General features: G+C 31.8%; 24 protein-coding genes and 1 tRNA gene. 3 read left to right on the plus strand and 22 right to left on the minus strand.

Going from position 1 to position 26,638, the window contains the following annotated elements; translation table 11 throughout:
* From CKA54_RS07725 to CKA54_RS06620, 7 genes are all read right to left on the minus strand, one after another.
* The coding region (locus CKA54_RS07725) for a hypothetical protein (protein WP_216361591.1) at positions 1-1,227 on the minus strand (1,227 nt) is incomplete at its 3' end.
* Positions 1,208-3,376 carry a capsular biosynthesis protein gene (locus CKA54_RS06595; RefSeq protein ID WP_120760787.1) on the minus strand — a complete coding sequence of 723 codons (2,169 nt, stop codon included), beginning with the start codon at positions 3,374-3,376 and terminating at the stop codon, positions 1,208-1,210. The genes CKA54_RS06595 and CKA54_RS07725, both read right to left, overlap by 20 nt.
* Positions 3,373-4,320 (minus strand): SIS domain-containing protein, encoded by a 948-nt coding sequence (locus tag CKA54_RS06600; protein WP_172586681.1) that lies wholly within the window; start codon positions 4,318-4,320, stop codon positions 3,373-3,375. The genes CKA54_RS06595 and CKA54_RS06600 overlap by 4 nt, the downstream gene beginning before the upstream one ends.
* A 17-nt stretch (positions 4,321-4,337) precedes the next feature.
* Entirely contained in the window at positions 4,338-5,981 is a 1,644-nt protein-coding gene (locus CKA54_RS06605) for a polysaccharide biosynthesis/export family protein (protein ID WP_120760789.1), read from the minus strand.
* Complete coding sequence (locus tag CKA54_RS06610; protein WP_120760790.1) at positions 5,981-7,099, minus strand: capsule biosynthesis protein; 1,119 nt, start codon at positions 7,097-7,099, stop codon at positions 5,981-5,983. The genes CKA54_RS06605 and CKA54_RS06610 overlap by 1 nt, the downstream gene beginning before the upstream one ends.
* The gene (locus CKA54_RS06615; RefSeq protein ID WP_120760791.1) at positions 7,086-7,760 is read right to left on the minus strand and encodes an ABC transporter ATP-binding protein; all 675 of its coding nucleotides are present in this window, start codon (positions 7,758-7,760) and stop codon (positions 7,086-7,088) included. The genes CKA54_RS06610 and CKA54_RS06615 overlap by 14 nt, the downstream gene beginning before the upstream one ends.
* The gene (locus CKA54_RS06620; RefSeq protein WP_120760792.1) at positions 7,757-8,533 is read right to left on the minus strand and encodes an ABC transporter permease; all 777 of its coding nucleotides are present in this window, start codon (positions 8,531-8,533) and stop codon (positions 7,757-7,759) included. Before CKA54_RS06620 ends, CKA54_RS06615 begins: the two co-directional genes overlap by 4 nt.
* 82 nt (positions 8,534-8,615) lie before the next feature.
* Between CKA54_RS06620 and CKA54_RS06625 the strand changes: the two genes are divergently transcribed.
* Positions 8,616-9,413: a ferritin-like domain-containing protein gene (locus CKA54_RS06625; RefSeq protein ID WP_120760793.1), complete on the plus strand. Its 798-nt coding sequence runs from the start codon at positions 8,616-8,618 to the stop codon at positions 9,411-9,413.
* Positions 9,414-9,415: 2 nt separating this feature from the next.
* On the opposite strand, the gene CKA54_RS06630 is transcribed toward CKA54_RS06625, so the two are convergent.
* The 4 genes from CKA54_RS06630 to acpP all read right to left on the minus strand — a co-directional run bounded on the left by CKA54_RS06630 (position 9,416) and on the right by acpP (position 11,975).
* A tRNA-Phe gene (locus CKA54_RS06630) sits at positions 9,416-9,491 on the minus strand.
* A 68-nt stretch (positions 9,492-9,559) separates the two neighbouring features.
* Entirely contained in the window at positions 9,560-10,495 is a 936-nt protein-coding gene (locus CKA54_RS06635; RefSeq protein WP_120760794.1) for an acetyl-CoA carboxylase carboxyltransferase subunit alpha, read from the minus strand.
* A 1-nt stretch (position 10,496) separates the two neighbouring features.
* Positions 10,497-11,711 (minus strand): beta-ketoacyl-ACP synthase II, encoded by a 1,215-nt coding sequence (locus tag CKA54_RS06640; protein ID WP_120760795.1) that lies wholly within the window; start codon positions 11,709-11,711, stop codon positions 10,497-10,499.
* 30 nt (positions 11,712-11,741) lie between these two features.
* Complete coding sequence (gene acpP / locus CKA54_RS06645; protein ID WP_039617517.1) at positions 11,742-11,975, minus strand: acyl carrier protein; 234 nt, start codon at positions 11,973-11,975, stop codon at positions 11,742-11,744.
* Between the two features lie 156 nt (positions 11,976-12,131).
* Here acpP and tenA point away from each other — a divergent pair, with 156 nt between their 5' ends.
* A complete protein-coding gene (tenA, locus tag CKA54_RS06650) occupies positions 12,132-12,797 on the plus strand; it encodes a thiaminase II (RefSeq protein ID WP_120760796.1) in 666 nt (221 codons plus the stop codon).
* Between the two features lie 3 nt (positions 12,798-12,800).
* On the opposite strand, the gene feoB is transcribed toward tenA, so the two are convergent.
* The 7 genes from feoB to CKA54_RS06685 all read right to left on the minus strand — a co-directional run bounded on the left by feoB (position 12,801) and on the right by CKA54_RS06685 (position 20,849).
* Complete coding sequence (gene feoB, locus CKA54_RS06655; protein ID WP_120760797.1) at positions 12,801-14,828, minus strand: ferrous iron transport protein B; 2,028 nt, start codon at positions 14,826-14,828, stop codon at positions 12,801-12,803.
* On the minus strand, positions 14,825-15,055 hold the full coding sequence (locus tag CKA54_RS06660; RefSeq protein ID WP_120760798.1) for a FeoA domain-containing protein: 231 nt from the start codon (positions 15,053-15,055) through the stop codon (positions 14,825-14,827). The genes feoB and CKA54_RS06660 overlap by 4 nt, the downstream gene beginning before the upstream one ends.
* Positions 15,056-15,146: 91 nt before the next feature.
* On the minus strand, positions 15,147-16,487 hold the full coding sequence (locus CKA54_RS06665) for an MmgE/PrpD family protein (protein WP_120760799.1): 1,341 nt from the start codon (positions 16,485-16,487) through the stop codon (positions 15,147-15,149).
* Between the two features lie 5 nt (positions 16,488-16,492).
* Positions 16,493-17,857 carry an adenylosuccinate lyase gene (gene purB / locus CKA54_RS06670; protein ID WP_120760800.1) on the minus strand — a complete coding sequence of 455 codons (1,365 nt, stop codon included), beginning with the start codon at positions 17,855-17,857 and terminating at the stop codon, positions 16,493-16,495.
* A gap of 3 nt (positions 17,858-17,860) precedes the next feature.
* Complete coding sequence (gene metC / locus CKA54_RS06675; RefSeq protein WP_120760801.1) at positions 17,861-19,030, minus strand: cystathionine beta-lyase; 1,170 nt, start codon at positions 19,028-19,030, stop codon at positions 17,861-17,863.
* A 13-nt stretch (positions 19,031-19,043) separates the two neighbouring features.
* The gene (gene dcuC, locus CKA54_RS06680) at positions 19,044-20,483 is read right to left on the minus strand and encodes a C4-dicarboxylate transporter DcuC (RefSeq protein WP_120760802.1); all 1,440 of its coding nucleotides are present in this window, start codon (positions 20,481-20,483) and stop codon (positions 19,044-19,046) included.
* Between the two features lie 3 nt (positions 20,484-20,486).
* Complete coding sequence (locus CKA54_RS06685) at positions 20,487-20,849, minus strand: Rid family detoxifying hydrolase (RefSeq protein WP_120760803.1); 363 nt, start codon at positions 20,847-20,849, stop codon at positions 20,487-20,489.
* A 167-nt stretch (positions 20,850-21,016) separates the two neighbouring features.
* On the opposite strand from CKA54_RS06685, the gene CKA54_RS06690 reads away from it, so the two are divergent.
* Positions 21,017-21,691, plus strand: a complete 675-nt coding sequence (locus CKA54_RS06690; RefSeq protein WP_120760804.1) for a PAS domain-containing protein — start codon at positions 21,017-21,019, stop codon at positions 21,689-21,691.
* Between the two features lie 2 nt (positions 21,692-21,693).
* Here the strand turns inward: CKA54_RS06690 and CKA54_RS06695 are convergent, their stop codons facing one another.
* The 4 genes from CKA54_RS06695 to CKA54_RS06710 are packed head-to-tail and all read right to left on the minus strand — an operon-like array spanning position 21,694 to position 26,436.
* Positions 21,694-23,025, minus strand: a complete 1,332-nt coding sequence (locus CKA54_RS06695; protein ID WP_120760805.1) for an anaerobic C4-dicarboxylate transporter family protein — start codon at positions 23,023-23,025, stop codon at positions 21,694-21,696.
* Between the two features lie 4 nt (positions 23,026-23,029).
* On the minus strand, positions 23,030-24,427 hold the full coding sequence (gene argH, locus CKA54_RS06700; protein ID WP_120760806.1) for an argininosuccinate lyase: 1,398 nt from the start codon (positions 24,425-24,427) through the stop codon (positions 23,030-23,032).
* A gap of 60 nt (positions 24,428-24,487) precedes the next feature.
* Positions 24,488-24,958, minus strand: coding sequence for an ankyrin repeat domain-containing protein (locus CKA54_RS06705; protein WP_120760807.1), 471 nt, complete (start codon positions 24,956-24,958; stop codon positions 24,488-24,490).
* 53 nt (positions 24,959-25,011) lie between these two features.
* A complete protein-coding gene (locus CKA54_RS06710) occupies positions 25,012-26,436 on the minus strand; it encodes a catalase (protein ID WP_120760808.1) in 1,425 nt (474 codons plus the stop codon).
* Positions 26,437-26,638: the final 202 nt, after the last annotated feature.

The following is a 26,638-nucleotide window of genomic DNA, read 5'->3' on the forward strand; positions in this document are numbered from 1 at the left end:
ACTAGCATTATCTTGCTGAATTTTATCTTTTTCTTGAGATAATTGAATCTTATTTTGTTCTAATGAAGAAATTGTAGAGTTTAGTATACTTATTTGATTTTGCAAAGGCTGTAATTTAATTGGATCCGTTATAGAACAATACTCGTTAATTATTTCCTTATACCATTCTACCGGAGGTATTAAATGATTAAAATTGTATTCTTTTGGAATTTCACTATGGTTGTATAAAAATTCATCATATGCGTTGTTATCTGTGTAAAATTCCCCGTTGTTTTCAACAATAAAAAAAGAAATCAAATCAACATGATCGAAAAACACGGTAGATAAGTCATCAAAATCGACTTCAATTTTAGAAGTATCATCAATAGGCCAAAATCCTGTTTCATAAAGGATATTATCTAAACATGGCTTAACGCAATATGAATGATCTTTATTATTTAAAATTAATTTTGATTTAACCTTTCTTCTTTCAAGCCAATCTGAAGGAGTTGTTATTTTGGTTTTTTGTATGTTATTCCACGTATGATAAGCAATAATATAGCAACCGTAAAATCTAGAAGCAAATCTTAATACATCCCCTTTTTTTATTCTGTGATATTTTTCCTTAAACATAGAATTTTCAATCTCGAAAATATCTTGATCTCTAAATTCAGAGGCTAGATGCACCAAGAAAGTTGGATTTTTCAAATCAATAGTTTTACACGAAATAGAAAATTTTTTTATATTTTTAATAATATTTTCTCCTAGTTTTCTCATGATAAAGTCGTATTGGTGTATTCCATACCCACCTTTTATTTGTGCAAAATATCCAAGATTATGCGAATCGTAATATTCCTGCATATCAATATAATTAAAACCATATTTTTCTATCATTTTTCTATGAATTCTGTTTGTATTGATAATATTTACACCATAATAAGGCAAAATCAAAACTAATATTTTTTTATTTATTTTATAAATCTCTTCGTAAAACCAATTTAGATTTCTATATGTATTTAGATTGGAAGAAAAACTATCATTTACATTTGATTCCGTGATAATCAAATCAGCATTTTTAACTTCATCTTGTCTTCTTATAAGTTCATATAAATTTTGTATGGATGTTGTAGCACCTAAAGCAAAATTATAAAGCAACACATTTTCTTGTTGAAGTCCTTTTTGCAATCCATTTTTAATTATAGAATTACTTCCACCAAATAAAACTATCTTAATTTGCTTTTTTACCATATTTTTTATTACGCCTATCTTGAAAAAACTGCTTTGGATTATACACTAACTTTCTAAAAAGCTTATAAAACCTAGTGTGCATAATTCTTAATTTTATAAAATCTGGAAAAATCAAATTAAATACTTTTACCATGATACCTGCACGATTAATTTCATTAATATATGGTCTATAAATTAAGGACTTTAGACTGTAATGAATTTTATTTATATTTTGAACATCTAAATAATTCTTTAAACCTATATTAATACGATAATATTTCGTTTCATATACTTTAGAATAGATTCTGTTATTTTTTCTAATTACTTTATATTTAGAATCTCCAAAGCTATATACACTATTTTTAAGATAATGTATAAATTTTATAACCTTTTCATAATCAACACTCAAATCACTTTTCAAATACTTTAACAACTCATCGTTATTTAATGCTTGATAATTAACTTCATTAATAGCATAAAAAGCAAACGCACAATTAATGCAAGGTTTATTCATCATCATAGCATAAATTCCTACACCAGAATTTAAAGTCAAGACCACATCACACATATTGATCAAATCAATAATATTTGTATCATCTTCCACAAAAATTAGTGAATCATAGCTCGTTTTATTAACTTTATAAGTTAAGGGGTGTTTTTTGATTATAAAAACATGACTATATTCTAGTTGTTTTGCCATTTTATTGATAATCTTCAAAAAGTTATTGTACTCAAAAGGTGCATAGGTAAAATATTTTATCACCGTATCATTTTCAACCTGCAAGGGAACAAAAACTATTTTCTTATCTTTTATATTTAATTTGTTTTTTAATTTTTCAAGATCCCTTTTTCCTTGTTTTTCTAAAAAGTTATCTTCATTCAAGACTTTTTTTATGTATTTTTTACATTCGTTAATTTCATCTATCGTTAAGTTTTTATTCCAATTTTCTTCTTTATAAGTAGAAGAATCATAGTTAAAGCCATTGTTATCAAAAAACCAGCTATCAGGCAAAGCACCTCTATCATAACAAATAAATTTAAGACCATTGCATCTTACAAATTCATAAATAATTAATCTCTTTTCATTACCATATGGATTTGGAAATAATATACATTCAATATGATTATCTTGAATGAATTTCAAAAATTTATCTTTATCAAATTGCTCTTCATTAAAAAAAAATTTCTCACTTTTACTTTGTATTTTACCAAGATAAACACTTACATCTTTTATTGAATTGAGTATCAATTTGTCACTACTGCACAGCAGTAAAATATTTTTATTTATTACCATTCTATCTTGAAGCGACGCTACGCTATAGTGTTTTATTTTTTTTAAATTATCATAAAATTTTTTGTGGTTTATAATCCTATTTCCCATGTAATTATTTTGATTTGGTTCATCATGATAAAAATGATACATATAAACACCATGAAAACTCATCTCATAACCAAACAAAGAAAACCAAGTTCTAAAGCCTTTAAATTCTTTTATATTCCAGCTTCCCTCATCATAACACAGCTTTCTTGGCATTTTTTCAAAAGAAGTTGTTTCAAACAACAATCTTGCTAAAAAATCATGATCTTCATAACTATGACCTATAAATTCTTCATTATTACCGCCCAAAGTTAAAAATTTGTGTTTATTTAAAATCAAAGAACTTGAACTAAGAGAAAAATATTTAATCCATTCTCTTTTTCCACTAATCAAATCATCTTTGATTAAACTATCCCATAAATCTTTTTCTTGAGTATAAATAAACTCGCTACCTTCTTTACTAAGATAAACAACAGGAAGCACCAAAAATTCATTGATATTTTTAGAAATATTTTTTACAGTTATAAGCTGCATGATTGTTTCAAGAGATCTTGTAGAAAAATAACAATCCACATCCAAAAACATTACCACATCTGAATTTGCAAAAGATGCACCGAGATTACGGCATTTACCTTGTGAGAAAAACTCTTTTTGGCTTTCATCTTTAAGATACATATGTCCTTTTGCTTTGATAATATGCCTTAAATCATTCTCTAAAGAAGAATATCCTTCGACAAAAATATATTCAACCTTATCATCACTTTTAAATTCACATGCTTTTTGAATAACACGATCTTTGATATAAATTCTTTCTTTACTTAAACCAAAAGGTATAATAATAGAAAGCTTCACACATTTCCTATCGCATAAAGTTGTATAATGCCTACTATTTTTTCATTTTGCGTAACAACAATTTCTTTGATCTTATATTTTAGCATCAACTCTTCTGCTTCACTTGCCATGGCACTTGCTTCTATGGTTTTTGGACTCTCACTCATGATTTCTTTGGCTTTAAAGTCAAACCTTGGCTTATCATTTGCCCTTAATGCTCTTCTTAAATCTCCATCTGTGATAATCCCAACTAATTTTTCATTTTCAACGACTATACAAAGTCCCAATTTACCACTAGTCATCACATCAACTAATTCATTAAATTCACTATTAGGGCTAACTATAGGTAGATTACTTGACACCATCAAATCACCCACTTTGGTTAAAAGCTTTCTACCTAAGCTTCCTCCTGGGTGAAATAACGCAAAATCATCAGGCCTGAAATTCCTTGCTTTCATTAAAGTCACTGCTATGGCATCGCCCATTGCCAAAGTGGCGGTGGTAGATGAAGTTGGAGCAAGTTGAAGTGGGCACGCTTCTTTTTTTACCGCGATATTGATAAAAATATCAGCCTGTTTTGCTAAGGTAGAGTTTTGATCCCCTGCCATGACAATCAAAGGAATTTTTCTTTTTTTGATCACTGGAATGAGTTTTAAAACCTCTTCGGTTTCTCCTGAATTTGAAATAGCCAAAAGCACATCTTCACTCGCGATCATTCCAAGATCGCCATGCAATGCTTCACCCGGATGCATAAAAAAACTCGGAGTGCCTGTACTAGCTAAAGTTGCAGCTATCTTAGCTCCTACATGACCTGACTTACCCATACCACTTACAACACACCTGCCTTTAATAGACAAAATCAACTCAACTGCTTTACTAAATTCCCCGTTTAAGGTGTCGCATAAGTCTAAAATCGTTTTTGATTCGATTTCAAAAACTTCTTTAGCTATTTTAATCGCATCTATTTGACTCATTGAAAATCCTATATATTTAACACTACATTAGTTGCAATCGCAATTTGATATAAAATTTGCGTTAACATGCTAAAAATTTGTAAATTTTGACTGTCTACTTTCGGTAAAACTAAAATCGAATCCCCTGCTTTGATATCTGCTGAACTTCTACCACTGTATTTAGTTGCTTTACCATTAGCATTAATCACCAAAACTCTTGATATATCAGCTCTATCGCTAAAGCCACCCGCTAAGTTAATATAATACTTTAATTTTTCTTTATCCATGTATACAAATGCACCTGGTATAGAAACTTCACCTTGAACCAAAACAAGATTATTTTTACTAGGTACATTTACCACATCACCTTCTTCTAATACTATAGAATTATACGCTTTAACATTATCAATAACGATCTGTCCTTTTGGCTGAGCTTGCTTTGCACGTGCGATAAATTCTAAAATAGTCTTAGCTTGAGTAGCTCTAATGCTAGCTTGCTCAGCATTAACTGAAGAACTAGTTAAAGCTAGTGTTTCAAGTTCTTTGAGTTGAGCTTCTATTAACTGTTTTTGCGTGGCTGCTACACTTTTTCTAAAAACTTGCAAAGCATTAATGTTTGATTGTTCATTGACTGCGATCATTTTAGCAAGCTCTGCTAAGGTTGTGCCTTTTCTTATCACCACCGAATGCAAACCATTATGCTCACCTTCTATACTAATGCTAATGTTTTGCGCTGTATAGTCAGGTCTAAATTCTATCTCATCGCCATTATGCAAACCTACACCTAAAAACTGCTTTTTACTATAAGCTTGCACATGAAGCTTGTGATCTTCTCTATAGCTTTTTACTACTGCGTTAGTAACTATAGGCTTAGCACCCGCAACTCTAGCTATATCTTCTAAATTTAAAATATCATTGCTAAGTTCAAATCTAAAAGGCTTTTGTACATCTCCTTCTACAAATACATATTTTTGCACACTACCTACTAAAATCACATCTCCCATTCTAAAAGGAAATAAATCCATCTGACCTTTAAGTAAAAAATCATACAAATCTACTTTTTTAATGACTTTATTGTCTCTTAAAATTTGAATATCTCTAAAACTACCATATTCCAAATTAATCCCACGTGCTTTATCTAAATACTGTATAATAGAATCTGAACTCAATCCTTGATAAAGTCCTGGTTGATTCACATTTCCTGTGACAAATACTGAAACATTTTGATAAATATCCATATCTGCATATACATAGACATTGCTTTTGTAAATTTTATTAATCGCTTTTGTGATAACTTGCACCAAGGCACTATTTTTCACGCCTAAAAGATTGATCGCGCCAACTTTAGGTATAAAGATATTACCTTGAGAATCTACCGTTAATGTTTGTATAAACTCTACCGCACCCCAAATTTTTACATTAATCCTATCACCTACTGCTAGTTTATAATCAGGGTTATAAACGTGTTGGGTAAATTTAGTAAAGTTTCCATTAAATAAATGTGCGCCAAAAACCTTAGTTGCAGTTTGATTTACATCGCTTTGATTATAATCATAATTTATTATTTGTGGTTCCATGCTTTGGTTTTGACTTTGAATTTTTGCGATTTGAGAAACATCTACCGCAGAAAATAAAAACAAAGGTAAAATTAAAAATAAAAATAACTTTTTCATTAGTATCTATGCTCCTCTATAATCATTTTAACAAATTTTACAATTCCAAATATCAAAGACAAAATCATAAAAGCGGTAAGTATATTATACAAAGCTTCTGGGTATTTTGCACTTTGCGGTAAACTTGGACTTTGTACAATCACAACTTGTTTGATCTTTCTTAAAGCCTCTATCCTAGCACTCTCATAAGCTTTTAATGCGGCAGTGTAAGCACTCTCTGCAAATCCTGCTTCTATAGTTAGATCTTGGAATTTAGCTGCAAGATCATTAAGCTTTTGAGAAGATTTTGGTGAAGAAACTTTGGATTTTTCTTTTTGAAGTTGTTTTTTTAATGCATCTATTTCACTTTTGATTGTGACAATTTGCGGTGCATTATCATTAATATAACTTTGCATCATCAAAAGTTCTGCTTCTTTTGCGGCTATTCTTGATTCAAGCTCGGCTATGAGTTTTAAAGTGCCTTCTGCTTGTTTGAGTGGATCAAATACTCCATATTTATTTTGAAAGGCTAAAAGTGCATCTTTAGCTTTTTGGTATCTTTTTTTAAACTGCAAAAGCTCTTCTTCAGCAAATTGCATTTGATCTCTTGCTGCTTTATGAGAAATTTCATTAATAAATTTTTCACTTTCTTTTACTATTGTTGAGGCGATTAAATGAGCACTTTGTGGGTCAAAGCCTTCCACTTCCACACGCAAAAGTCCATTAGCTGAGTTTTCTTGGACAATCTTAACACGGTTTTGATAGTACTTTAAAAATTCTTCTTGATCTGCATTTGATGCAATGCTATAAAAAAAATCAAGTTTTTGTTTTTGATAAAGTTCACGAATTTGAATTTTCTCTTCTAAAATATTTAACATATCTAAAGAATGAATATAAGATTTTAGATAATTAATATCATCACTTGAAAAAGAATTGTTAGTCAAAAAAGCAGCTATACCAGTGATAGCACCACTATCGCCTGTGGTTGATTTTACACTTAGCACACTTTCGCTTACATAGCGATTGGCTGCTATAAAGACATAGTAAAATACCACTAGTGCGGTTAAAATTAATACTAATTTAAAAGAATATAAAATTTCTAAATTTTTAAGTTTTTTCAACAACTCATTTTTTTGCATTTATTTTTCCTTGATACACTGCTATACCCTCATCTACATCATCATATATCGTAGCTTGTCCATCTTGCATGAATATAATTTTATCACACCATTGTTTAATTTCAGCTACATTATGTGAAACCATGATAACTTTTGATTGGCTAAGTTTTTCTTTATAGATCTTAGTGCTTTTTTCTCTAAATTTAGGATCTCCCACCGCACCTGCTTCATCGATTAAATAATAATCAAAATCAAATGCCATACTTAAACCAAAAGAAATCCTAGCACTCATACCTGCTGAGTAAGTATTCATAGGCTCATCAAAAAATTTACCAAGCTCAGCAAAATCTTCTACAAATTTAATCTTTTCTTCTAAAGCCTTTCCTTTATAACCATACACTCTTGCAACAAAACGCGCATTGTCTCTTGCTGAGAGTCTGTGTTGAAAAGCTCCTGCTAAGCCTAAAGGCCAAGATAGTTTTTTATTAGTTATAATTTTACCTCTATCAGGAAGTAATGAACCACTTAAAAGCTTCATTAAGGTGGATTTTCCAGCACCATTACGCCCCATCAAACCTATACTGCAGTTTTCAGGAAATTCAAAACTTAAATTTCTAAAAACATAATGTCTATCACCATTACGCAAAGGAAAAGATTTGGTTAAATTAACTAATTTTATCATCGCACTGCTATCAACTTTTCTCTAGTAAAATAATAAAAAAATAAACCTAAAAATAAAATCACACTTAAACATGCGATAGGATAGTAATAGTTATAATCATCAAGCAAAGGATAATTTTGAAAAAAATTATATTTTAAAAGCTCCATAATATGCAAAAGTGGATTATAATACAAAATATCCAAAATAGGTTTTGGCACTATCCATATAGGAAATACCACCAAGGCTGTCCAGTATAGCACTATATTTAAATAATTTAATGCCATTTTTAAAGGTTCTGCAAAATGCCCTGCTATAGCAAAACAAATCCCTAAAGCAAAACCAAACATTACAAGCAAAAAAATCGAAAATAACACTTCTAGAAAATGCTTAGGTATCACTTGCATATGTAAAAACCAACCTGCTAAAAACATTACACAAATAAAAATAGTAAAATAAATACAAAACTCAAGCATGGTTCTAGCAACAAACACATGTATGGGACGAACAGGTTTATACGCAAATAAAGTCAAATTAGAACTAATGCCACTTAAAAGTTGGGTAATAATACTTCTAAACATAAAAAAAGGTATAATGCCTACTGCTAAAAATAAAAAAATAGAAACACCTTCGGGCATGATTTGATGATGAAATTCTCTAATAAGTGTGACTATAGAAGTAATTACTAAAACTACCATCATAGGTTCACCAATCACCCAAAAATAGCCTAGATATTTATTGATACCAAATCTTGTCTTTAACTCTCTAAAAAAAAGAGCATGAATGACATTTAACATATTTTTAGCAAACCTTTTCAAATTTTCAAAATTTTTATATTATACTTTTTTATCTTATATTATATTTAACAAGGGTTGAAAAATGGCGAGAAATTTTTTTAATGATTTGGAAAAAATTTTATATCAAAAAGATATTTTTCAAAAAATCCATGATTTTAAAAATTTCTACGATGACTTCAAAGTAAATAAGTGCGATTTTGACCATACCCATAAAGCCATCATTTGTGAAAATTCACAAGTTAAAATCCTTCATCCTATGAAAATCAGACGTCCAAAAGAAGCAAATAGCATTCTATCTTTAGCCAAAATCTTACATTCTGTTGCACATATAGAATACAGTGCTATAAATTTGGCTTTAGATGCTAGTTATAGATTTAAAAACTTGCCATTGAAATTTTATCAAGACTGGCTTGAAGTAGCTGATGAGGAAATCAAGCATTTTTTACTTTTAGAAAATGCTTTAAATGAATTAGGTTTTAAATATGGAGATTTTCATGCACACGATAATCTTGAAAAAGCACTATTTTTAACCAAAGATAATCTTGCTCACAGAATGGGCATAGTTCACAGAGGGCTTGAAGCAAAAGGGCTTGATGCTAATCCTTTTGTATTAGAAAAATTAAACACCGCAAATCATCCTATAAAAAGTCTATTTAATGAAATTTTTACAATCATACTAAATGATGAGATAAAACACGTAAACAAAGGTAATTTTTGGTGGAATTATGCTAAAAAAGAACACGATAATTATCTTGATCTTTGCGCTGAATATAAAGAATTCAATCTTTTAGGAAAAATCTACAACAAAAAAGCTAGAATTCAAGCCGGATTTAAAGAGGATGAACTTCAAGAGTTAGAAAGTTTTTATAACAAAAAATAAAATGGTGGTTAGAGGCAGAATCGAACTGCCGACACGCAGATTTTCAGTCTGCTGCTCTACCGACTGAGCTATCCAACCATTGAATTGAAGTTGTAATTATACAAGAGTTTTTTTAAAATAAGTTGAAATTTGCATAAAAATGCAAATTATTCAGAAAAAGCTCCGAATTTAAAGATTTTTTGCATTCTTAATGCAGCTAATTCACGTTTATCATGTTTTTCCAACTCATTTAAAGCATTTAAAACATAATCACTTAAATTTTTTATAGCACTTTCTTTATCTCTATGTGCTCCGCTTATTGGCTCTTCGATAACATCATCTATGAGGCCTTGAGTTTTTAAATCATCAGCGGTTACTTTCATGGCTTTAGTCGCAGCTTCGCTTTTTGATGGATCATTCCATAAAATAGCCGCACACCCCTCTGGAGAAATAACAGAAAATACAGAATTTTTCATCATGGCTAATTTATCTGCAACACCTATAGCCAAAGCTCCACCACTTCCACCTTCGCCTATAACTACTGCAATGGTAATGGTTTTTAAACTGCTCAACTCATATAAATTTCTAGCTATAGCCTCGCTTTGACCACGCTCTTCAGCACCCACACCTGGGTAAGCACCCGGAGTATCTACCAAAAACAATACCGGTATGTCAAATTTTTCAGCCATTTTTGCCACTCTAAGAGCTTTTCTATAACCTTCAGGATGAGGCATACCAAAATTTCTATGAAGTTTATCTTTGGTACCTCTACCCTTTTGCTCTCCTATAACGATGATTTTTTTTCCACCTATATAACCTGCATAGCACACAATGGCAGGATCATCTCTAAAAGCACGATCGCCATGGATTTCATACGCATCAGTTAATATAGCTTGAATATAATCAAGCGCATAAGGACGGTCAGGATGTCTTGCAAGCTGCAAACGTTGATAATCACTTAAATTTTTATAAACTTTTTGAGTTTCTTTTTCAAGGTTTTTTTCTAGAATTTTTACCGCTTCCTCATCACCTTTGATTTTAGCATTTGCTAAATCTTCATCAATTTGCTGAATATTTTTTTCAAAATCTAAATAAGAAGCCATATTAATCTACTTTTTTGAAAATTACACAACCATTAGTTCCACCAAAACCAAAAGAATTACTCATTACAACATTGACTTCGCTTCTTCTTGCGGTATTTGGTATATAGTCAAGATCACAATTTTCATCTGCTGTAATTTGGTTGATCGTTGGTGGCAATACACCTTGATCAAGCGCCATTAGAGAAATAACAGCTTCAATAGCGCCAGCAGCACCTAGACAATGTCCTGTCTGACCCTTTGTAGAACTTACTAAAGGAATTTGATCTTTAAAAAGCTCTTTAATCGCTGCCGTTTCGTTTTTATCATTAACTGGAGTAGAAGTTCCATGCGCATTGATATAATCTACCTTTGGATTTCCCGCCATTTTTAGTGCTTTTTTCATAGCACGTAATGGTCCTTCTAAAGTAGGCGAAGTGATATGATGTGCATCTGCACTTTCTCCAAAACCAACTAACTCAGCATAAATTTTTGCACCACGCTTTTTAGCAGCTTCATACTCTTCAAACACTAAAGCACCTGCACCCTCACCCATTACAAAACCATCTCTTTCTTTGTCAAATGGTCTTGATGCTGTTGTTGGATCATCATTTCTAGTAGAAAGTGCTTTCATAGCAGCAAAACCACCTATACCCACAGCGCAAATAGCTGCTTCAGCACCTACTACAAGCATTTTATCTGCATTGCCCAAAGCTATACTTTTATAAGCTTCTCCTATGGCATGAGTTCCTGCTGCACACGCTGTAACACAAGAAATATTTGGTCCTTGTAAACCATGTTCGATCGAAATAATCCCACCAAGCATGTTTACTAAAGCAGAAGGTATAAAAAATGGAGTAATTTTACGCGGTCCACGCTGAGCACAAGTAACAGAATTTTTTTCTATGTTTGGTAAACCACCTATACCAGCTGCTGAAACTACACCAAATTCTTCTTTATTTAAAGTATCATCAAATTTAGCATCTTCCATAGCTTCTCTTGCTGCTTTAATACCAAGTTGAATAAAACGGTCTATCTTTTTAACCTCTTTAGCATCACACACACTCAAAGGATCAAAATTTTTCACTTCAGCAGCAATTTGCACTGGAAAATCAGTGGTATCAAAAAGAGTGATTTTATCAACACCGCTTTTACCATCACAAATAGCCTTAAACGAACTATCTTTGTCTAAGCCAAGGGCATTGATCATTCCTATACCTGTTACTACAACGCGTTTCAAACCGCACTCCTTATTTATAAAAATTAAAAATTATTTTTGAAGATTTTCGATATAGTTAACAACATCTTCAATTTTTACAAGTTTTTCAGCATCGCTATCTGGAATTTCTACATCAAATTTTTCTTCTAATGCCATAACTAATTCAACTACATCTAAAGAATCAGCACCTAAATCTTCAATGATTTTAGATTCCATTTTTACTGCATCTTCATCAACGCTAAGTTGCTCTACAACTACTTTTTTAACATCATCAAAAATTGCCATTTTTATCTCCTAGTTTAAAAAATTAAACCACATTTTACAATAAAAAAATAAATTTCTTGTTTAAAAAAACAAAAATTAAAAATTATTACGAAAAATTTAATTATCTATGTTTAAATAAAAGCTTTAATCTAAGTCTAATTTAAAGAAAGGAAAAATATGCTTTTAGATAAACTAATAAAAGAAAACAAGGCCATTTGGGATAAATACATTCATCATGAATTTGTACAAAAACTCCAAAATGGGACCTTAGAAAAAGAAGTGTTTTTATTTTATCTAAAGCAAGATTATATTTTTTTAAATCATTATGCAAAGTGTTATGCTTTGCTAGCTTTAAATGCAAACAATGCTAAAGAAATTCAATTTGCCATTAAAAATCAAAATTATACACTAGAAAGTGAACTAGAGCTTCATAGGAGTATTTTAAAACTTGGTGTAGATGTTGATTCATTAAGCTATAAAGATGAAAGTTTGACTAATATCGCTTATACAAGATACTTATTAAGCGTAGGACAAAGCGGGGATTATTTAGATATGCTGTGCGCATTAAGCGCATGTGCTATAGGATATGCTTATATTGGAGAGGCTATTTATAACGACTTAGACGAAACAGTATTAAAAAACCATCCTTATAGAGAATGGATTTTGACCTATTCAGGTAAAGAATTTCAAGATGAAATTCGATCTTTTAAAGATTTTTTTAACGCCTATACCAATAGCGTTAGTGAGAAAAAATTTAAAAAACTAAGTGAGATTTTTTACACCACGGTAAGACTTGAAGTAGCTTTTTGGCAACATTCTTTAGAGCAAAAAATGCAAATCTAATCATCAGTTGATGATTAGTTTAGCTATATTCACTCCTATCAAAGCAATAAAATACGCACTCAAACAAGTAAATAAAAATAAATATAAAGTGTATTTTTTACTTCCTGATTCTTTGCTAAAAACTATAGTAGCTGCAAAACATGGATTATAAATCATCACAAATAAAACATAAGCAATAGCTGTGGTAAATGGGATGTTATCTTTGATCGCTTCTTTTAAATCCGAACTTGTCTCATCAATTTCATCTCCTAAAGAATAAAGCACTCCCATGGTAGAAATCATCACCTCTTTAGCAGCTAAACCACTCACTAAAGAAACACTCAACCTCCAATCAAAACCAAGTGGCGCAAATAACGGTTCTATTGCTTTGCCAAATTCTCCTAGATAGCTTTTTTCTATCTGAAGTTCTTGACTTAATGCATTATGAGTTTTGTCTTCTTGCATAGGAAAATTACTCGCAAACCATACAAGCAAAGACGCAATCAAAATAAACGTGCCCGCTTTTTTTAAATACATTTTTGCTTTATTAAACACCATAAACCATACTAAATTCCAATTAGGCATTCTATATTTTGGCATTTCCATAACAAAAGGCTCATCTTGCCCTCTAAAAGCACTCATTCTTAAAATTTTAGCTGCGATCAAACCCAAAAAAGCACCCAAAAGATAAATTCCAAAAAGATAATTTCCAGCCACTTCAGCTGGAAAAAATACTCCAATAAAAAGCACATATACAGGAAGCCTTGCACCACAACTCATAAAATTAATAATAAAAAGCGTTAATAATCGATCTTTTTTATTTTTCAGAGTTCTTGTAGCCATAAATGCGGGCACAGAACAACCAAAACCGGTGATTAAAGGAATAAAGCTTTTACCATGCAAACCAAATTTATATAAAATTCCATCAAGTAAAAATGCAACACGAGCCATATATCCGGTTGTTTCAAACAAAGCTATACCAAAAAATAAAATCACGATATTAGGCAAAAAAGTCACAACTGCACCAACACCGCTTAAAATTCCATCAGCCAAGGCAGAAGCGATAAATTCATTGCTAATATTATCTTTTACCTTATCCCCTAAAAAAGCAAAAAAATTTTCAATATAATCCATTGGAATTTGACCTAAGGTAAAGGTTAGCTGAAACAAAGTCCACATTAAAAATAAAAAGATAGGAACACCTAGGTATTTATTGATCAAAATAGTATCTATTTTTTTAGTATGATTTTGATGTTTGGTATTTTTACTTAAAACTTTTGCACATATTTTATTTGAAAAAAGAATTAACTCTTCTTTTAAAATACTCTCTATATCATTGCTTTGGTATGTTGTATGAATTTTTTCTAAAGCTTCATCGAGTATTTTTCTCAAAGCATGCGAAATGACTATATTAGCTTCTTTTTTAAGTAAAGCAAGCGCTAAATCTTTTGTAGAATAATCCAAATAAGTGATTTCATTTGCCTCTAAAAATTCGCAGATCTTTTTAAGCTCATCTTCCATGGTATTACCATACATTTGCTCTTTTGTTTGAAAAGCGCTTTCATGTGTTGTAATGATCAAATCCAAAAGTGCATGTAAATTTTCTTTTGTTCTTGCACTCACACCAATACAAGGAGTATTTAAAAGCTGTGATAGAGTTTTAAAATCTATATTAAAACCTTCTTGACGTGCTTCATCTTGCATATTTAAAGCCATGATCATTTTAACTTTTGCTTCTAACAAAGAAGCACTTAGTATTAAATTACGTTCTAAATTTGTAGAATCTAACACATTTACCACAAGGTCATATTGACCTTTTTGCAAAAATTCTTTTGTGATTTTTTCCTCTTCACTATAACCATCTAAAGCATAAGTTCCTGGTAAATCAATCAATCTTATTTCATAGTTTTTATAAAACACTCTAGCTTCGGCTTTTTCTACTGTTACTCCACTAAAATTACCTACTTTCATATTGGCTTTACATAACACATTAATCAATAAACTCTTACCCACATTAGGTTGACCTACTAAAGCAACGGCAATTTGTCTCATTTTAACTCTTTTGTAATTTCTATAATTTTTGCTTCACTTGAACGCAAAATCACACAAGTAGTATTAAGCTCGATCATAATGGTAGAATTTGTCATAGAAGATCGTATTTTTTTGATTTTTTGATTTTTAGCAAAACCAAAACTAAAAAGTCTTGCTTGTAGTTGTTTATCAGCATTAAAGCCTACTATAATAGCCTCTTCATTATTTTTTAATGCATCTAAAGTCATGTTTTCCTCACAAAAACCAAGATAAAGCATTATATAAAAAATTAAATTATTTATTTTTTAAAATATTTAGCAACCTCAAAAAATGAGATTGCTAAAAATGAAAATCGCCTAGTTTTTCTAGATTTTGCACCTTTTCAACTAATTCCTCAGCCTTTGTTAAAGAAAGACTTGCTGTAGCATTAGAAAGAAATTTGCTTTTAAGTTCTTCAAAACTCAAAGGATTGTCAAAATTACCCTTATTAATCGGTATGTCTTTTTTTATTATTTTACCATCACTTAAAATAGCCTCTAAGTGTCCTGGAAAATACTTTGGAAAGCCGCTAGATTTTTTCTTCTCATAGCTAATTTTTTTAGCAAATTCTATCAAATCCGCTCGGTTTAAATCCTCGTAAGATTTTAGAGTAATTTTACCATCAAAAAACGCTAAAGCCATTAAAAAAGGCATAGAAAATTTGGCTGCATAGGCACTTTTTGGCGCGTATTTTGCTTCGATTGGATCACATATAAACGCAATTGGCACCTCATCTACGAAACATCGTATGCTTACAATATCTTGTGCTTTTAAACCATCATTTCTTAAACTCACCGCACAATCAATAAGCCCATGTGCAAAATGACAACTTGGATAAGGTTTTAACGAAACTTGCATTACTTGCCAAATTTCACTCAAGCCTTTGTAAAGTTCATTTTTATCGCATTCATCTTCTAAGCCAAAAGCTCTAAAGATATTATCCCTTCCTTCAAATATACTCAAAGGACCACTCATATTAGCTTTTGCAAAATTTGTCACCAAAATTCCATTTTTTAAAGCATTGGCAATATGCAATACTTTAGAATTAGAACCATTAGATAAAAACTCATTCACTCCACTTGCAAAACTTCCTGCTAAACCTAATGCATTAATAATTTGCTCTTTATTTAAATCCAATAAAACACAACTTGCGGCCACACTACCAAAAATTCCTGCTATAGCAGTAGTATGAAAGCCACGTTTGTGAAAACTTCCTTTGCTTGCTATACCCACTCTAGCAGCAATCTCCCAGCCTGCAATAAAAGCTTTTAAAACTTTTTTTCCATCTTTACTTACACTAAATCCATAAGTTAAACAAAGCGGAGCTAAAATCGCACTTGCATGCAAGATAGCCTCAGTATGAGTATCATCAAAATCAAGTGCATGTGCTGCGATAGCATTTACCATCGCAGCATAGATTACATCAAGTTTTTTATCTTCACACCAAATTTTTTCACTAGGATTTAAGCTTAAGCTTTCAAAAGCTTTAGTTACATTAAGCACACAAGATTCATTTTTAGCTGCTAAAGCCGTTCCTAAAGCATCTAACATTAACTCTTTTGCTCTTTGTTTTACTTCATTAGGGATCATCTCGTAGTCTAATTTAACAATAAAATCAGCTAATTTTTCACTTATATACATTGGTACTACTTTAAAATTTCAGCATTAGCGATTTTTTCTAAAAATTCATCAACTAGCTTTGGTGCATATCCCACATAAGTTGTCGCATCCATCAAAGCATCAATATCTTTTTCGCTTAAAACCTTACTCACACGCTCATCATCAAGCAAGACTTCTTTGAATGTTTTATGGTTTTCTATCCCCCTCATGGCATTTTCATATACAATTTCATGCGCATGTTGCTTACCATAATGATCACTCAAAGCAAACATTACACGCTCTGCTAATACAAAACCATCAAGTGTGTTAAGATTTTTTAACATTTTGTCTTTTTTAACCTCTAAATCTTCGAAAACAAATTTCATATTTGCCAAGATCACAGAAAGCATTAAAAAAGCTTCTGGTAAAAGTTTCCACTCCATTTTCCAAACTTGTCCATCTCTTTCATGCTCATGTCTTTCTATATCGCCTATAATTGCAATATTTGCTCTTAAAGCATTACTTACTGTTACAGCATTTTCGCTTACAGCAGGATTTCTCTTATGAGGCATAGTAGAACTTCCCACCTGACCTTTTCCAAAAGGTTCAGCAATCTCGTCTATTTCATTGTGAGTTAAGATTAACAGTTGATGTGCGATTTTGTTAAAAGTTGCATTGATATTGCCTAAAACATAACCAAGTTCCACAAAGCGATCTCTTGCTGGTTGCCATGAGATATCAGGCACTTCTAAACCTAAACTCTCCAAAGTAAGCTTTTCTACCTCATTAGCCTTTTCACTTAAACTTGCTTTAGTTCCTACTGCACCTACGATTAATCCTACATATAATCTTTTTTCAAGCTCGATAATTCTTTCATAGTGGCGATTTAACTCACTAAGCCAAATTGCAACTTTATGTCCAAAGGTTATAGGTAAAGCTTGCAAAGCTAAAGTTCTTCCCATCATTGCAGTGTTTTTATGCTCTTTAGCGATTTTTGCTAAATTTTTTGCTATTTCTTTTAAATCCTGTTTGATTAAAGCCATAGCTTCTTTAAACTGCAAAACCAATCCCGTATCGATAATATCTTGAGTAGTTACACCAAAATGTACATACTCACCTAAACCATTTTCGCAAGCTTTTTCTAAACCACGCACAGTAGGGACTAAAGGGTGCTTGGTCTTTTTAAACTCAGCAAAAATATAATCCATATCCATAAATTGATAATGAGCCTTTTTAGCTATTTCCACAGCCGCCTCATTAGGAATGATGCCGAGTTTTGCTTGAGCTTTTGCCAAAGCAGCTTCTACATCAAGCCATTTTTGAATTCTATTTTCTTCACTGAAAATAGCTCTCATTGCAGGAGTGCTCCAAGAATCTTGAAGCAGTCTCATATCAAATACACTTACACCCATGTTTTATCCTTTTAAATTGATTTTTTCAAATGCTTGTTTTAAATCAGCAATCAAATCCTTGCTATCTTCAAGACCTATATGAAATCTCACAAAAGGCCCTCTTTTACTCCAATCTGTTGCAGTTCTAGGTGGGGTTGTAACCGTAGCCAAACTCTCATATCCACCCCAGCTTGCTCCAATTGAAAAGTATTCTAAGCTATCAACAAATAAAATAGCTTGTTCTTTAGAAATATCATCTGCAAATTCAATCGTAACCATACCATTAGCACCTTTATGATCGCGCATAAATACTTCATGATTTGGATGAGTTTTTAATTTTGGATAAAAAATCGTTTTAACCTCTTTTCTACTTTGCAAAAACTCCACCACCTCATCTGCGCTTTTTTCATGTGCTCTCATTCTAACATCTAAAGTTCTCATACCACGAAGCACCAAATAACAATCATCAGGACTAGTGGTAAAACCTAAAGCTTCTGGTAATTTGTCAAAATTTTGCCACTCTTTTTCATTAGTTATAACTATACCCATAGTCACATCTGAATGCCCACTTAAATACTTAGTTGCAGCAATCACTGAAATATCCGCTCCATACTCTAAAGGATTGAAAAAATATCCACTTGAATATGTATTATCAATCGCTACTGGTATGTTATGCTTATGCGCGATTTCACAAAGCTTTGGTAAGTCAATGATTTCATATAGTATAGAACCTGGACTTTCGCAAAGTATTAGCTTAGTGTTTGGCTTAATTTTTTCTACCACATCGCTTGCATCTGCTTTTAAAAAATCTATTTCTACGCCCATTTTTGCCAAAAATAAATCACAAATCGTTCTAACAGGGCCATAAATAGCATCAGTGATTAAAATATGCGCATCCTTGCTCGCATAATTTAAAAGCACCATAGCCAAAGCTGCAAGACCCGTTGGAAAAAGCTGTGCTCTATATCCACCTTCAAGCTCACAAATTAGTTTTTCTAATTCAAAATTCGTTGCCGTGCCTCTAGCTCCATACGTTAAAACACGATCTGTTTTTCTTAAATCTCGGTATTTTTGCCATGTGGCATGATCTTTAAAAAGTATAGTAGAAGCACGCATTAAGGTAGGGTTAACCGATCTTGCTTCAACATTTTGATCACCTCTTCCAAGATGAATAAGTTTAGTTTTATTGTTCACTTTTTACTCCTTTTTACAAATAAATATAAGTCATGATCATATTCACAATAGCAGCTACTAGCATAGGGATAAGTGTTCTTTTTACCACTTGCAGTGGATTTACTTTTGCCATAGCTGAAATAGCTAATATAGCAGGTGCAATCGGCGAAATACATCTACCAAAGCCTGTCATGATTTGAATAGGTGCGATCATGGATATAGTATCTACTCCAAAAGATTTTGCTATATTAGGAATGAGTGGAGCAAAAGAAAAAAATGCTGCATTTCCAGATCCCATTAAAAATGCACACACAGCAAGCAAAATAGATACTGCTATAATAATAGCAAACACGCTAAAACCCGCATTTTTTGCAAAATCTATCAAGGTATCTACAAAACCAACCGATAAAAGTCCACTTGCAAAAACTTGACCACATATAATCAAAGACACCGTAATCACAAACAAATGCCCCATACCTTTAAAAAATACCATAATAGAATTTAAAGTATCAACCAAACTTCTATAACGAATAACTTCAAATGCAATTGCTATAAAAGTTGAGATCATCATCGCAACTGGTACATTCATTTTAATAGCAGTAGATGAAGCTGCTTTCACTTCTTCTATGGTGGTAATTCCCATTAAAATCATAATGCTATCTACAACACTACTAAAACCTAAAATCAACACCAAAGGTAAAATAGGTAAAATTGCATAAATTCTAGGTGGTTTTTTCAACTCTTCATTATTACCATCATGCTCTGCTAATTCTCTTTCAACCTCATCACGATTAAATACAAAATTTTCTTTTTTATCAAAGTATTTTGAACAAAAATAAACCGCAATACCTACTGCTATAATAATAGGGCAAGTTGTAGGAAGTTGATAATGTACAAAATACACCGCAGGATCAATCTCTGCTGTTTTTGCAGCCAAAATCACATTACCACTACCTGGCCCATGATCGATGTATTGACAAATAGCAATAATTGAAAGCGCTGAAAGCTTGGACACGCCAGTACGCACTAAGATTGGATACATTGTAACCATCAACAACAGTGCTAAACCTGCATGTGAAGGTATAAAAAGCACTAAAAACTGAACAACAAAATAAGAAACTAAGAGTAAAATATAAGGGGATTTTACTACCTTGAGAGGTTTTTCAAATACCTTAAACAACGCATAACTTGCACCTACATGATCCATATAAGCTGAAAAACCCGCCACACACATCAAAGTAAGTCCAAGTCCTGCTAAGGTGCTTGACATTTTAGTATTGACTACTTGGAAAATATCAAAAAAACCTAAATGTAATGATTGTTTTTCACCAATAATAGGAGAAAGTCCAAAAATTCCCGCCAAAGACAGCAAGAATAAACCACTTAAAAGCAACGCCATATGGGCGTTGACTTTTTTATAAAGCATAAAAACAAGTAAAATTATAGAGCATAACGCGAAGCATAAACCTAACATGCTTTATCCTTTATGAGCGATAACCTCTATCTCCACTTTTGCTCCTTTTGGAAGATCTTTTACCGCAAAAGCACTTCTTGCAGGATATGGAGCTGCGAAAAATTCAGAGTACACTTCATTGAAAGCAACAAAATCATCAATATTTGCTAAAAAGCAAGTGGTTTTTACCACATTATTAAAATACAGATTATTTTCCTCTAAAATAGCCTTAATGTTTAACAACGATTGTCTTGTTTGATCTTTTACATCTTCACTTTCTATATTTCCGCTTTCTGGGTTAATAGGAAGTTGTCCTGAAATAAATAACAAACCATTAGCTTCTCTATAAGCTGAATATGGTCCTATCGCTTTTGGATAATTTGCCATGTTTACTCCTTGTAATTAAATAAATTCACAATATAATATTATCATCATAATAATAAATTGTCAATATTTTTTTATTATAATAATAATTTTTTTTATTATAAGTAAATATTAACAACTTTGATGAAATATTTTGTAAAATAACAAAAAACAACAAAAAGGTCTAGATCATGGATGAACAACAAAAAGAATTATTTATTAAACTTACGCAGTTTTTAGGGCAAGTTCTTGGGAAACAATATGAAATCGTTTTTCATGTGATTTCAGATGAGGGATCTTATATAGCAGCTATTGCAAATAACCATATTAGTGGAAGAACGACTAGCTCGCCTTTAACTTCTTTTGCAAGCGAACTAGTCCAAGAAAAAGAGTATTTAAACAAAGATTTTCTTTGTGATTATAAAGCAAGAGTGGGAAAATCCAAAATTGTTACCGGATCAACTTTTTTCATCAAAAATCAAAATAAAATCGTAGGGATTTTATGTATAAATCACGACACAACAGAACTTAGAAGTGCCATTAGTAAAATCATAGAACTTGAAAAGATTAACGATTTTAGTGATTTATTAGATATTCATAGTCAAAATAATGTCAATTTACACAACATGAGTAATATAGAAACACTTAGTCATTCCATAGAAGATATTTTAGCAGAAAACATTGATTTAAAGTATCTCAATTCAGGCTATAGCTTAAGTACTGAACAAAAAGATGAGATCATCAAAAAACTACACTCAAAAGGGATTTTCAATATCAAAGGAAGTATACCTATAGTTGCCAAACTACTAAATATATCAGAACCTAGCGTTTATAGGTATCTTCAAAAACTTAAAAATAATCTCTAAGTTTAAAATACAAGCTTAGAGATAAAATAACCTGCGATAGTTGCGCTAAAAACTAAAACAAACCCTGGCCTTAGATACGAATGATTAATCACAAATTTGCCAATTCTTGTTGTGCCTGTTCTATCAAAAGCAACACAAGCTATTTGATTAGCTCCTGGCACTATGAAATCTCCACATACACAAGGATAAAGCACAATGAGAATATGAGGAGGTATTCCTAAGCTTACACCCAAAGGCATTAACGCAGCCACAGTAGCCGAAGGAGAAAAAATCACCATAGAAAAAGCAAATAAAGCTACCCCAAACAAATAAGGATAATCCTCTACAACATGCGATAAAGAATCACTAAATAATGGCTTATAGGCTTCAAAAAATGTTCCTGTCATCCATGCTACACCAAAAACCCCTATAACCCCTATAAGCCCAGATCTAAACACCGAAGCTTCACCAAGTTTATTAGCAGGTACTTTAGCAAAAAGCATGATTAAGCATGCTGTTGCTAGCATGATCATTTGAATTAAATTTGGCGTAGAGAGTCTTTCAATATTGCCATTTGAAAGCTCATAATGAGGCAACAAATTTGTAAAAGTACCAAAAAAAATAATGGCTAAAATTCCTAAGGCAAAGACATATAAAGATCTTTTTGCCATAGGATTGTGCTCACTATCTTTGTTTTGTAAGTCTTCATTTAAAAAATGATACTCTCCAGCTTTTATTCTTCTTAAAAATTCCTCATCTTGCTCCAGCTCTCTACCTCTTTTAAAAACACTTAAACACGCAAAAAATACACCTATAAAAAAAGCGGGTAAGCTTATCATTAGAATTTGCACTATTGTTGTACCACTAAAAGCTAGTATGGCTACCATAGCAGCAGTAGCTGCACTCATAGGAGAAGCTATCACCCCAATACCCGCTGCAATCACTGAAACTGAAAGCGCTCTTTCGGGTCGAATTTTAGCCTGAGCAGCTACTTCAGCAATCACTGGATAAATAGAAAACGCCACATAAGTAGTACCACAAAAAATCGTAAAAGTAGAGCTGATCAAAGGTCCCATAAAGACGATAGCTTGAGGTTTTTTCTTTAAAATTTTTTCTGCTATTTTCACTAGCAAATCAAGTCCACCTGCACTCTGTAAAACACTCACACAAGTAATCACAGCTAATATGATAAACACAACACTCACAGGAAGTGAAGCAGGTTGCATACCAAAAACCAAAACCAAAATACACATGCCAAGTCCACCTGCAACCCCAAGTCCTATACCACCATATCTACCACCTATGGCTATCATAGAAAAGATGATAAAAAGTTCTAATATAAAAATCAAATCCATTCAACTATGCCTTGTTTTGAACCAACAACGCTTTAGCATGTTCAATTTGTTCTAACACAACCTTAGTACCAGTTCCACCATAAGATACTCTTGCATCTACGCAAGTTTCCAAAGCAATTGCTTCATAAATATCATCTTGAATACTTTTGCTAAATTGATGTAATTCTTCCATACTAAGTTCTTCAAGCATTTTCCCATGTTTTATACAGTAATTTACCGCAGAACCTACAATGCTATGAGCCTCTCTAAAAGGTATGTTTTTTCTTACTAAATAATCAGCCATATCAGTTGCATTTGAAAAGCCTTTTGCTGCAGCTTTTCTTGTATTTTCAGCATTTACTTGCATTTTTTCTATCATAGGAGTTAAAATTTTCAAACTTGCCATTAAAGTATCCATAGAATCATAAACTTGCGCCTTATCTTCACTCATATCAGTATTATAAGCAAGTGGAATTCCTTTCATGATGGTCAACATAGCCATAACATTCCCATACATTCTACCTGTTTTACCACGCATTTTTTCAGCTACATCAGGATTTTTCTTTTGAGGCATTATGCTTGAACCAGTGCAAAAATCATCACTTAATTCTATAAATTTAAAATCTTGACTTGAAAAGATAATCACTTCTTCACAAAAACGACTAAGATGCATAAAACACATCGCTGCAATAGAAGTAAACTCCACCATATGATCTCTATCGCTAACACTATCAATGCTATTTTCAGTTGGCTTGGCAAAGCCTAATTCTTTTGCGCAAAAATGCCTATCAATATTAAAAGTAGTTCCCCCTAAAGCAGCTGCTCCTAAAGGACACTCTTGCATTCTTTTATATAAATCTTCAAAACGAGAATAATCCCTGCTTAACATCCAAAAATACGCCATAATCCAATGTGAAAAAAGTATCGGCTGGCCTGTTTGCAAATGAGTATAACCTGGCATAATAGCTTTAATATTTTTTTGAGCTTGATGAATAATCTCTTCTTGTAAAGTAGTGATTTGACTCAAGATCTCTTTAATAACTGCCATCATATGCATTTTTGAATCAAGGGTGGTTTGATCGTTTCTACTTCTTGCTGTATGAAGCTTTCCTCCCACAGGACCTACAATTTGTGTCATTCTTTTTTCTACAGCCATATGAATATCCTCATCAGCTATATCAAACACAAAAGTACCATTTTGAATTTCTTCTCTAGCTTGCTCTAAACCCTTAATGATAGCCTTTGCTTCATCTTCTTTGATAATGCCTTGTTTTGCAAGCATAGTGCAATGAACTATGCTTCCTTGTATATCAAAAGGAGCAAGTCTTGGCTCAACCGGCAATGACGCGGTGTATTCTTCAACCAATTTATTTGTAGGCAAATCAAAACGTCCACCCCATAATTTCTCTGCTTTTTGCGACATGTTTATCCTTTTATTTGCAAATAAAAGGATAATTTTATAATTTTTATTTTTTCAAAGAGTTTAACTTTGTTTTCTTTTGAAAATTTTTAATACAAGCAAGGCTGTTTTTTTGAAAAAATTCTTTTGTGATTGCTGAGTTAAAAACTCCACTATATCTCTATGACCAAACATCAATGCAAAACTAAAAGGTGTCATACCAAGACCATTATTTTCATCTATATTTGCTCCATATTGAACTAAAATTTTACACATAGGCAAATAACCTTTAAAACACACCCCTGCTAATGGAGTTTGCCCTCTATCATTTTTCTCATCTACACTCGCACCATTTTCTAGTAAAAACTTTGCGCATTCATAAGCATTATGGTAACTTGCAAGCATTAAAAGACTATCACCTTTGTGGTTTTTTAAATTGACACTCAAACCTGCTTCTATCATAATCTTTAAATTTTCTACATCATTTTTTCTTGCAAAATCAAAAGCCATAGTGCAAAGCTCTTGAATTCTTTTTTCTTCTTCATTGTTAAACATATTTTTCCTTTTATAATCTTTAGTTTGCCACTTTTAAAAGTGGCAAGTAAAAATTACATATTTAATGCTTTTTTCACACCATTTGCATATTCACTTGAAATTTTTTCAAAATGCCCCAATGCTCTTTGTATGATTTTTTCATCAACTCCAGCCATAGATGCTGCGATGTTTTTAAACAGTTGCTCTTTTTGATCTTGATTCATTATATCAAACAAGGCCTTTGGTTGAGTGTAAAAATCATCATCAAGTGGAGCATATCTTTGAGCATTACCTTCAAGTATCAAATCAGGCTCTAGGTAATTTTTATCTTCTTTTGGACTATCATCATAGCTATTTGGCTCATAATAAGCTGCACCATTTTTATAAGTATCAAAATTCATAGCACCTGCTACGTTGTAGGTATTAACCTCGCTTTGCGCACGATTAACTGGCAATAAATGATAATTTGTCCCTATGCGGTATCTATGTGCATCAGAGTAAGAAAAAATTCTTGCTTGTAGCATTTTATCAGGACTAAAACCAATACCAGGAACGATATTGCTTGGACTAAATGCAGCTTGTTCTACTTCATTAAAGTAATTTTGTACATTTTTATTTAAAATCAATTCTCCTACTTCTATCAAAGGAACCTTGCTGTGTGGCCATACTTTGGTTAAATCAAAAGGATTAAAACCTAATTTTTCTGCTTCATCTTCTTTTAAGACTTGAATTTGGAAAGTCCATTTTGGAAAATCTCCTTTTTCTATAGCTTCATATAAATCTCTTTGATGGCTTTCTCTATCATTAGCTATTAAACTAGCAGCTTCTTCATTGGTTAAATTTTTAATACCTTGCTTGGTTTTAAAATGAAATTTCACCCAAAATCTTTCATTTTTATCATTAATCAAACTATAGGTATGGCTTCCAAATCCATGCATATGACGATAACTTGCAGGAATTCCCCTATCACTCATTAAGATAGTAACTTGATGTAAGCTTTCAGGACACAAACTCCAAAAATCCCATGCGGCGTTATTGCTTCTTAAATGACTTCTTGGATCTCTTTTTTGAGTATGGATAAAATCAGGAAATTTATACGCATCTCTTATAAAAAATGTTGGAGTGTTATTACCTACCAAATCCCAATTTCCTTCTTTAGTGTAAAATTTAATCGCAAAACCTCTCACATCTCTTTCTGCATCAGCAGCACCTGCTTCTCCTGCAACAGTTGAAAATCTTATAAACAAAGGTATAGTTTCTCCAAGTTGTAAAACTTTTGCTTTGGTATATTTAGATATGTCTTTGGTGATTTTAAGCTCTCCATAAGCACCACTTCCTTTTGCGTGCACCGTTCTTTCTGGAATTCTTTCTCTGTTTTGATGAGCAAGCTTTTCAAGTAAAATATAATCTTGCATTAAAAGTGGGCCTTTAGCGCCTGCACTAAGTGAGTTTTGATTATCGGCGACAATATTTCCAAAATCATTGGTTAGTTTTCTCATTTTTTTCTCCTTTTTTACAAATAATAATTTTTATTATTTGATAAATTATATTATCTAAATATTAAAATAAAATAAAATTCGTAAGAAAATAAAAAATGATTGTAAAATTATTATTTTTCAAAAAATAATCTTTTTTTAAGCATAAATATTTTTATTTTGTATTAAAATTGTTAAAAAATAAGAAAAGTAGTCTTATTTTAAT

The sequence above is a fragment of the Campylobacter sp. P255 genome, assembly GCF_003627915.1.
In the GTDB taxonomy this organism is placed as follows: Bacteria; Campylobacterota; Campylobacteria; order Campylobacterales; family Campylobacteraceae; genus Campylobacter_D.

Bases quoted from the DNA above. Each gene is read 5' to 3' on its own strand.
- CKA54_RS06605 (WP_120760789.1), bottom strand. From the start codon at position 5,981: ATGAAAAAGTTATTTTTATTTTTAATTTTACCTTTGTTTTTATTTTCT.
- CKA54_RS06610 (WP_120760790.1), bottom strand. From the start codon at position 7,099: ATGCAAAAAAATGAGTTGTTGAAAAAACTTAAAAATTTAGAAATTTTA.
- CKA54_RS06615 (WP_120760791.1), bottom strand. From the start codon at position 7,760: ATGATAAAATTAGTTAATTTAACCAAATCTTTTCCTTTGCGTAATGGT.
- CKA54_RS06620 (WP_120760792.1), bottom strand. From the start codon at position 8,533: ATGTTAAATGTCATTCATGCTCTTTTTTTTAGAGAGTTAAAGACAAGA.
- CKA54_RS06625 (WP_120760793.1), top strand. From the start codon at position 8,616: ATGGCGAGAAATTTTTTTAATGATTTGGAAAAAATTTTATATCAAAAA.
- CKA54_RS06635 (WP_120760794.1), bottom strand. From the start codon at position 10,495: ATGGCTTCTTATTTAGATTTTGAAAAAAATATTCAGCAAATTGATGAA.
- acpP (WP_039617517.1), bottom strand. From the start codon at position 11,975: ATGGCAATTTTTGATGATGTTAAAAAAGTAGTTGTAGAGCAACTTAGC.
- tenA (WP_120760796.1), top strand. From the start codon at position 12,132: ATGCTTTTAGATAAACTAATAAAAGAAAACAAGGCCATTTGGGATAAA.
- feoB (WP_120760797.1), bottom strand. From the start codon at position 14,828: ATGAGACAAATTGCCGTTGCTTTAGTAGGTCAACCTAATGTGGGTAAG.
- CKA54_RS06660 (WP_120760798.1), bottom strand. From the start codon at position 15,055: ATGACTTTAGATGCATTAAAAAATAATGAAGAGGCTATTATAGTAGGC.
- CKA54_RS06665 (WP_120760799.1), bottom strand. From the start codon at position 16,487: ATGTATATAAGTGAAAAATTAGCTGATTTTATTGTTAAATTAGACTAC.
- purB (WP_120760800.1), bottom strand. From the start codon at position 17,857: ATGGGTGTAAGTGTATTTGATATGAGACTGCTTCAAGATTCTTGGAGC.
- dcuC (WP_120760802.1), bottom strand. From the start codon at position 20,483: ATGTTAGGTTTATGCTTCGCGTTATGCTCTATAATTTTACTTGTTTTT.
- CKA54_RS06685 (WP_120760803.1), bottom strand. From the start codon at position 20,849: ATGGCAAATTATCCAAAAGCGATAGGACCATATTCAGCTTATAGAGAA.
- CKA54_RS06690 (WP_120760804.1), top strand. From the start codon at position 21,017: ATGGATGAACAACAAAAAGAATTATTTATTAAACTTACGCAGTTTTTA.
- CKA54_RS06695 (WP_120760805.1), bottom strand. From the start codon at position 23,025: ATGGATTTGATTTTTATATTAGAACTTTTTATCATCTTTTCTATGATA.
- argH (WP_120760806.1), bottom strand. From the start codon at position 24,427: ATGTCGCAAAAAGCAGAGAAATTATGGGGTGGACGTTTTGATTTGCCT.
- CKA54_RS06705 (WP_120760807.1), bottom strand. From the start codon at position 24,958: ATGTTTAACAATGAAGAAGAAAAAAGAATTCAAGAGCTTTGCACTATG.
- CKA54_RS06710 (WP_120760808.1), bottom strand. From the start codon at position 26,436: ATGAGAAAACTAACCAATGATTTTGGAAATATTGTCGCCGATAATCAA.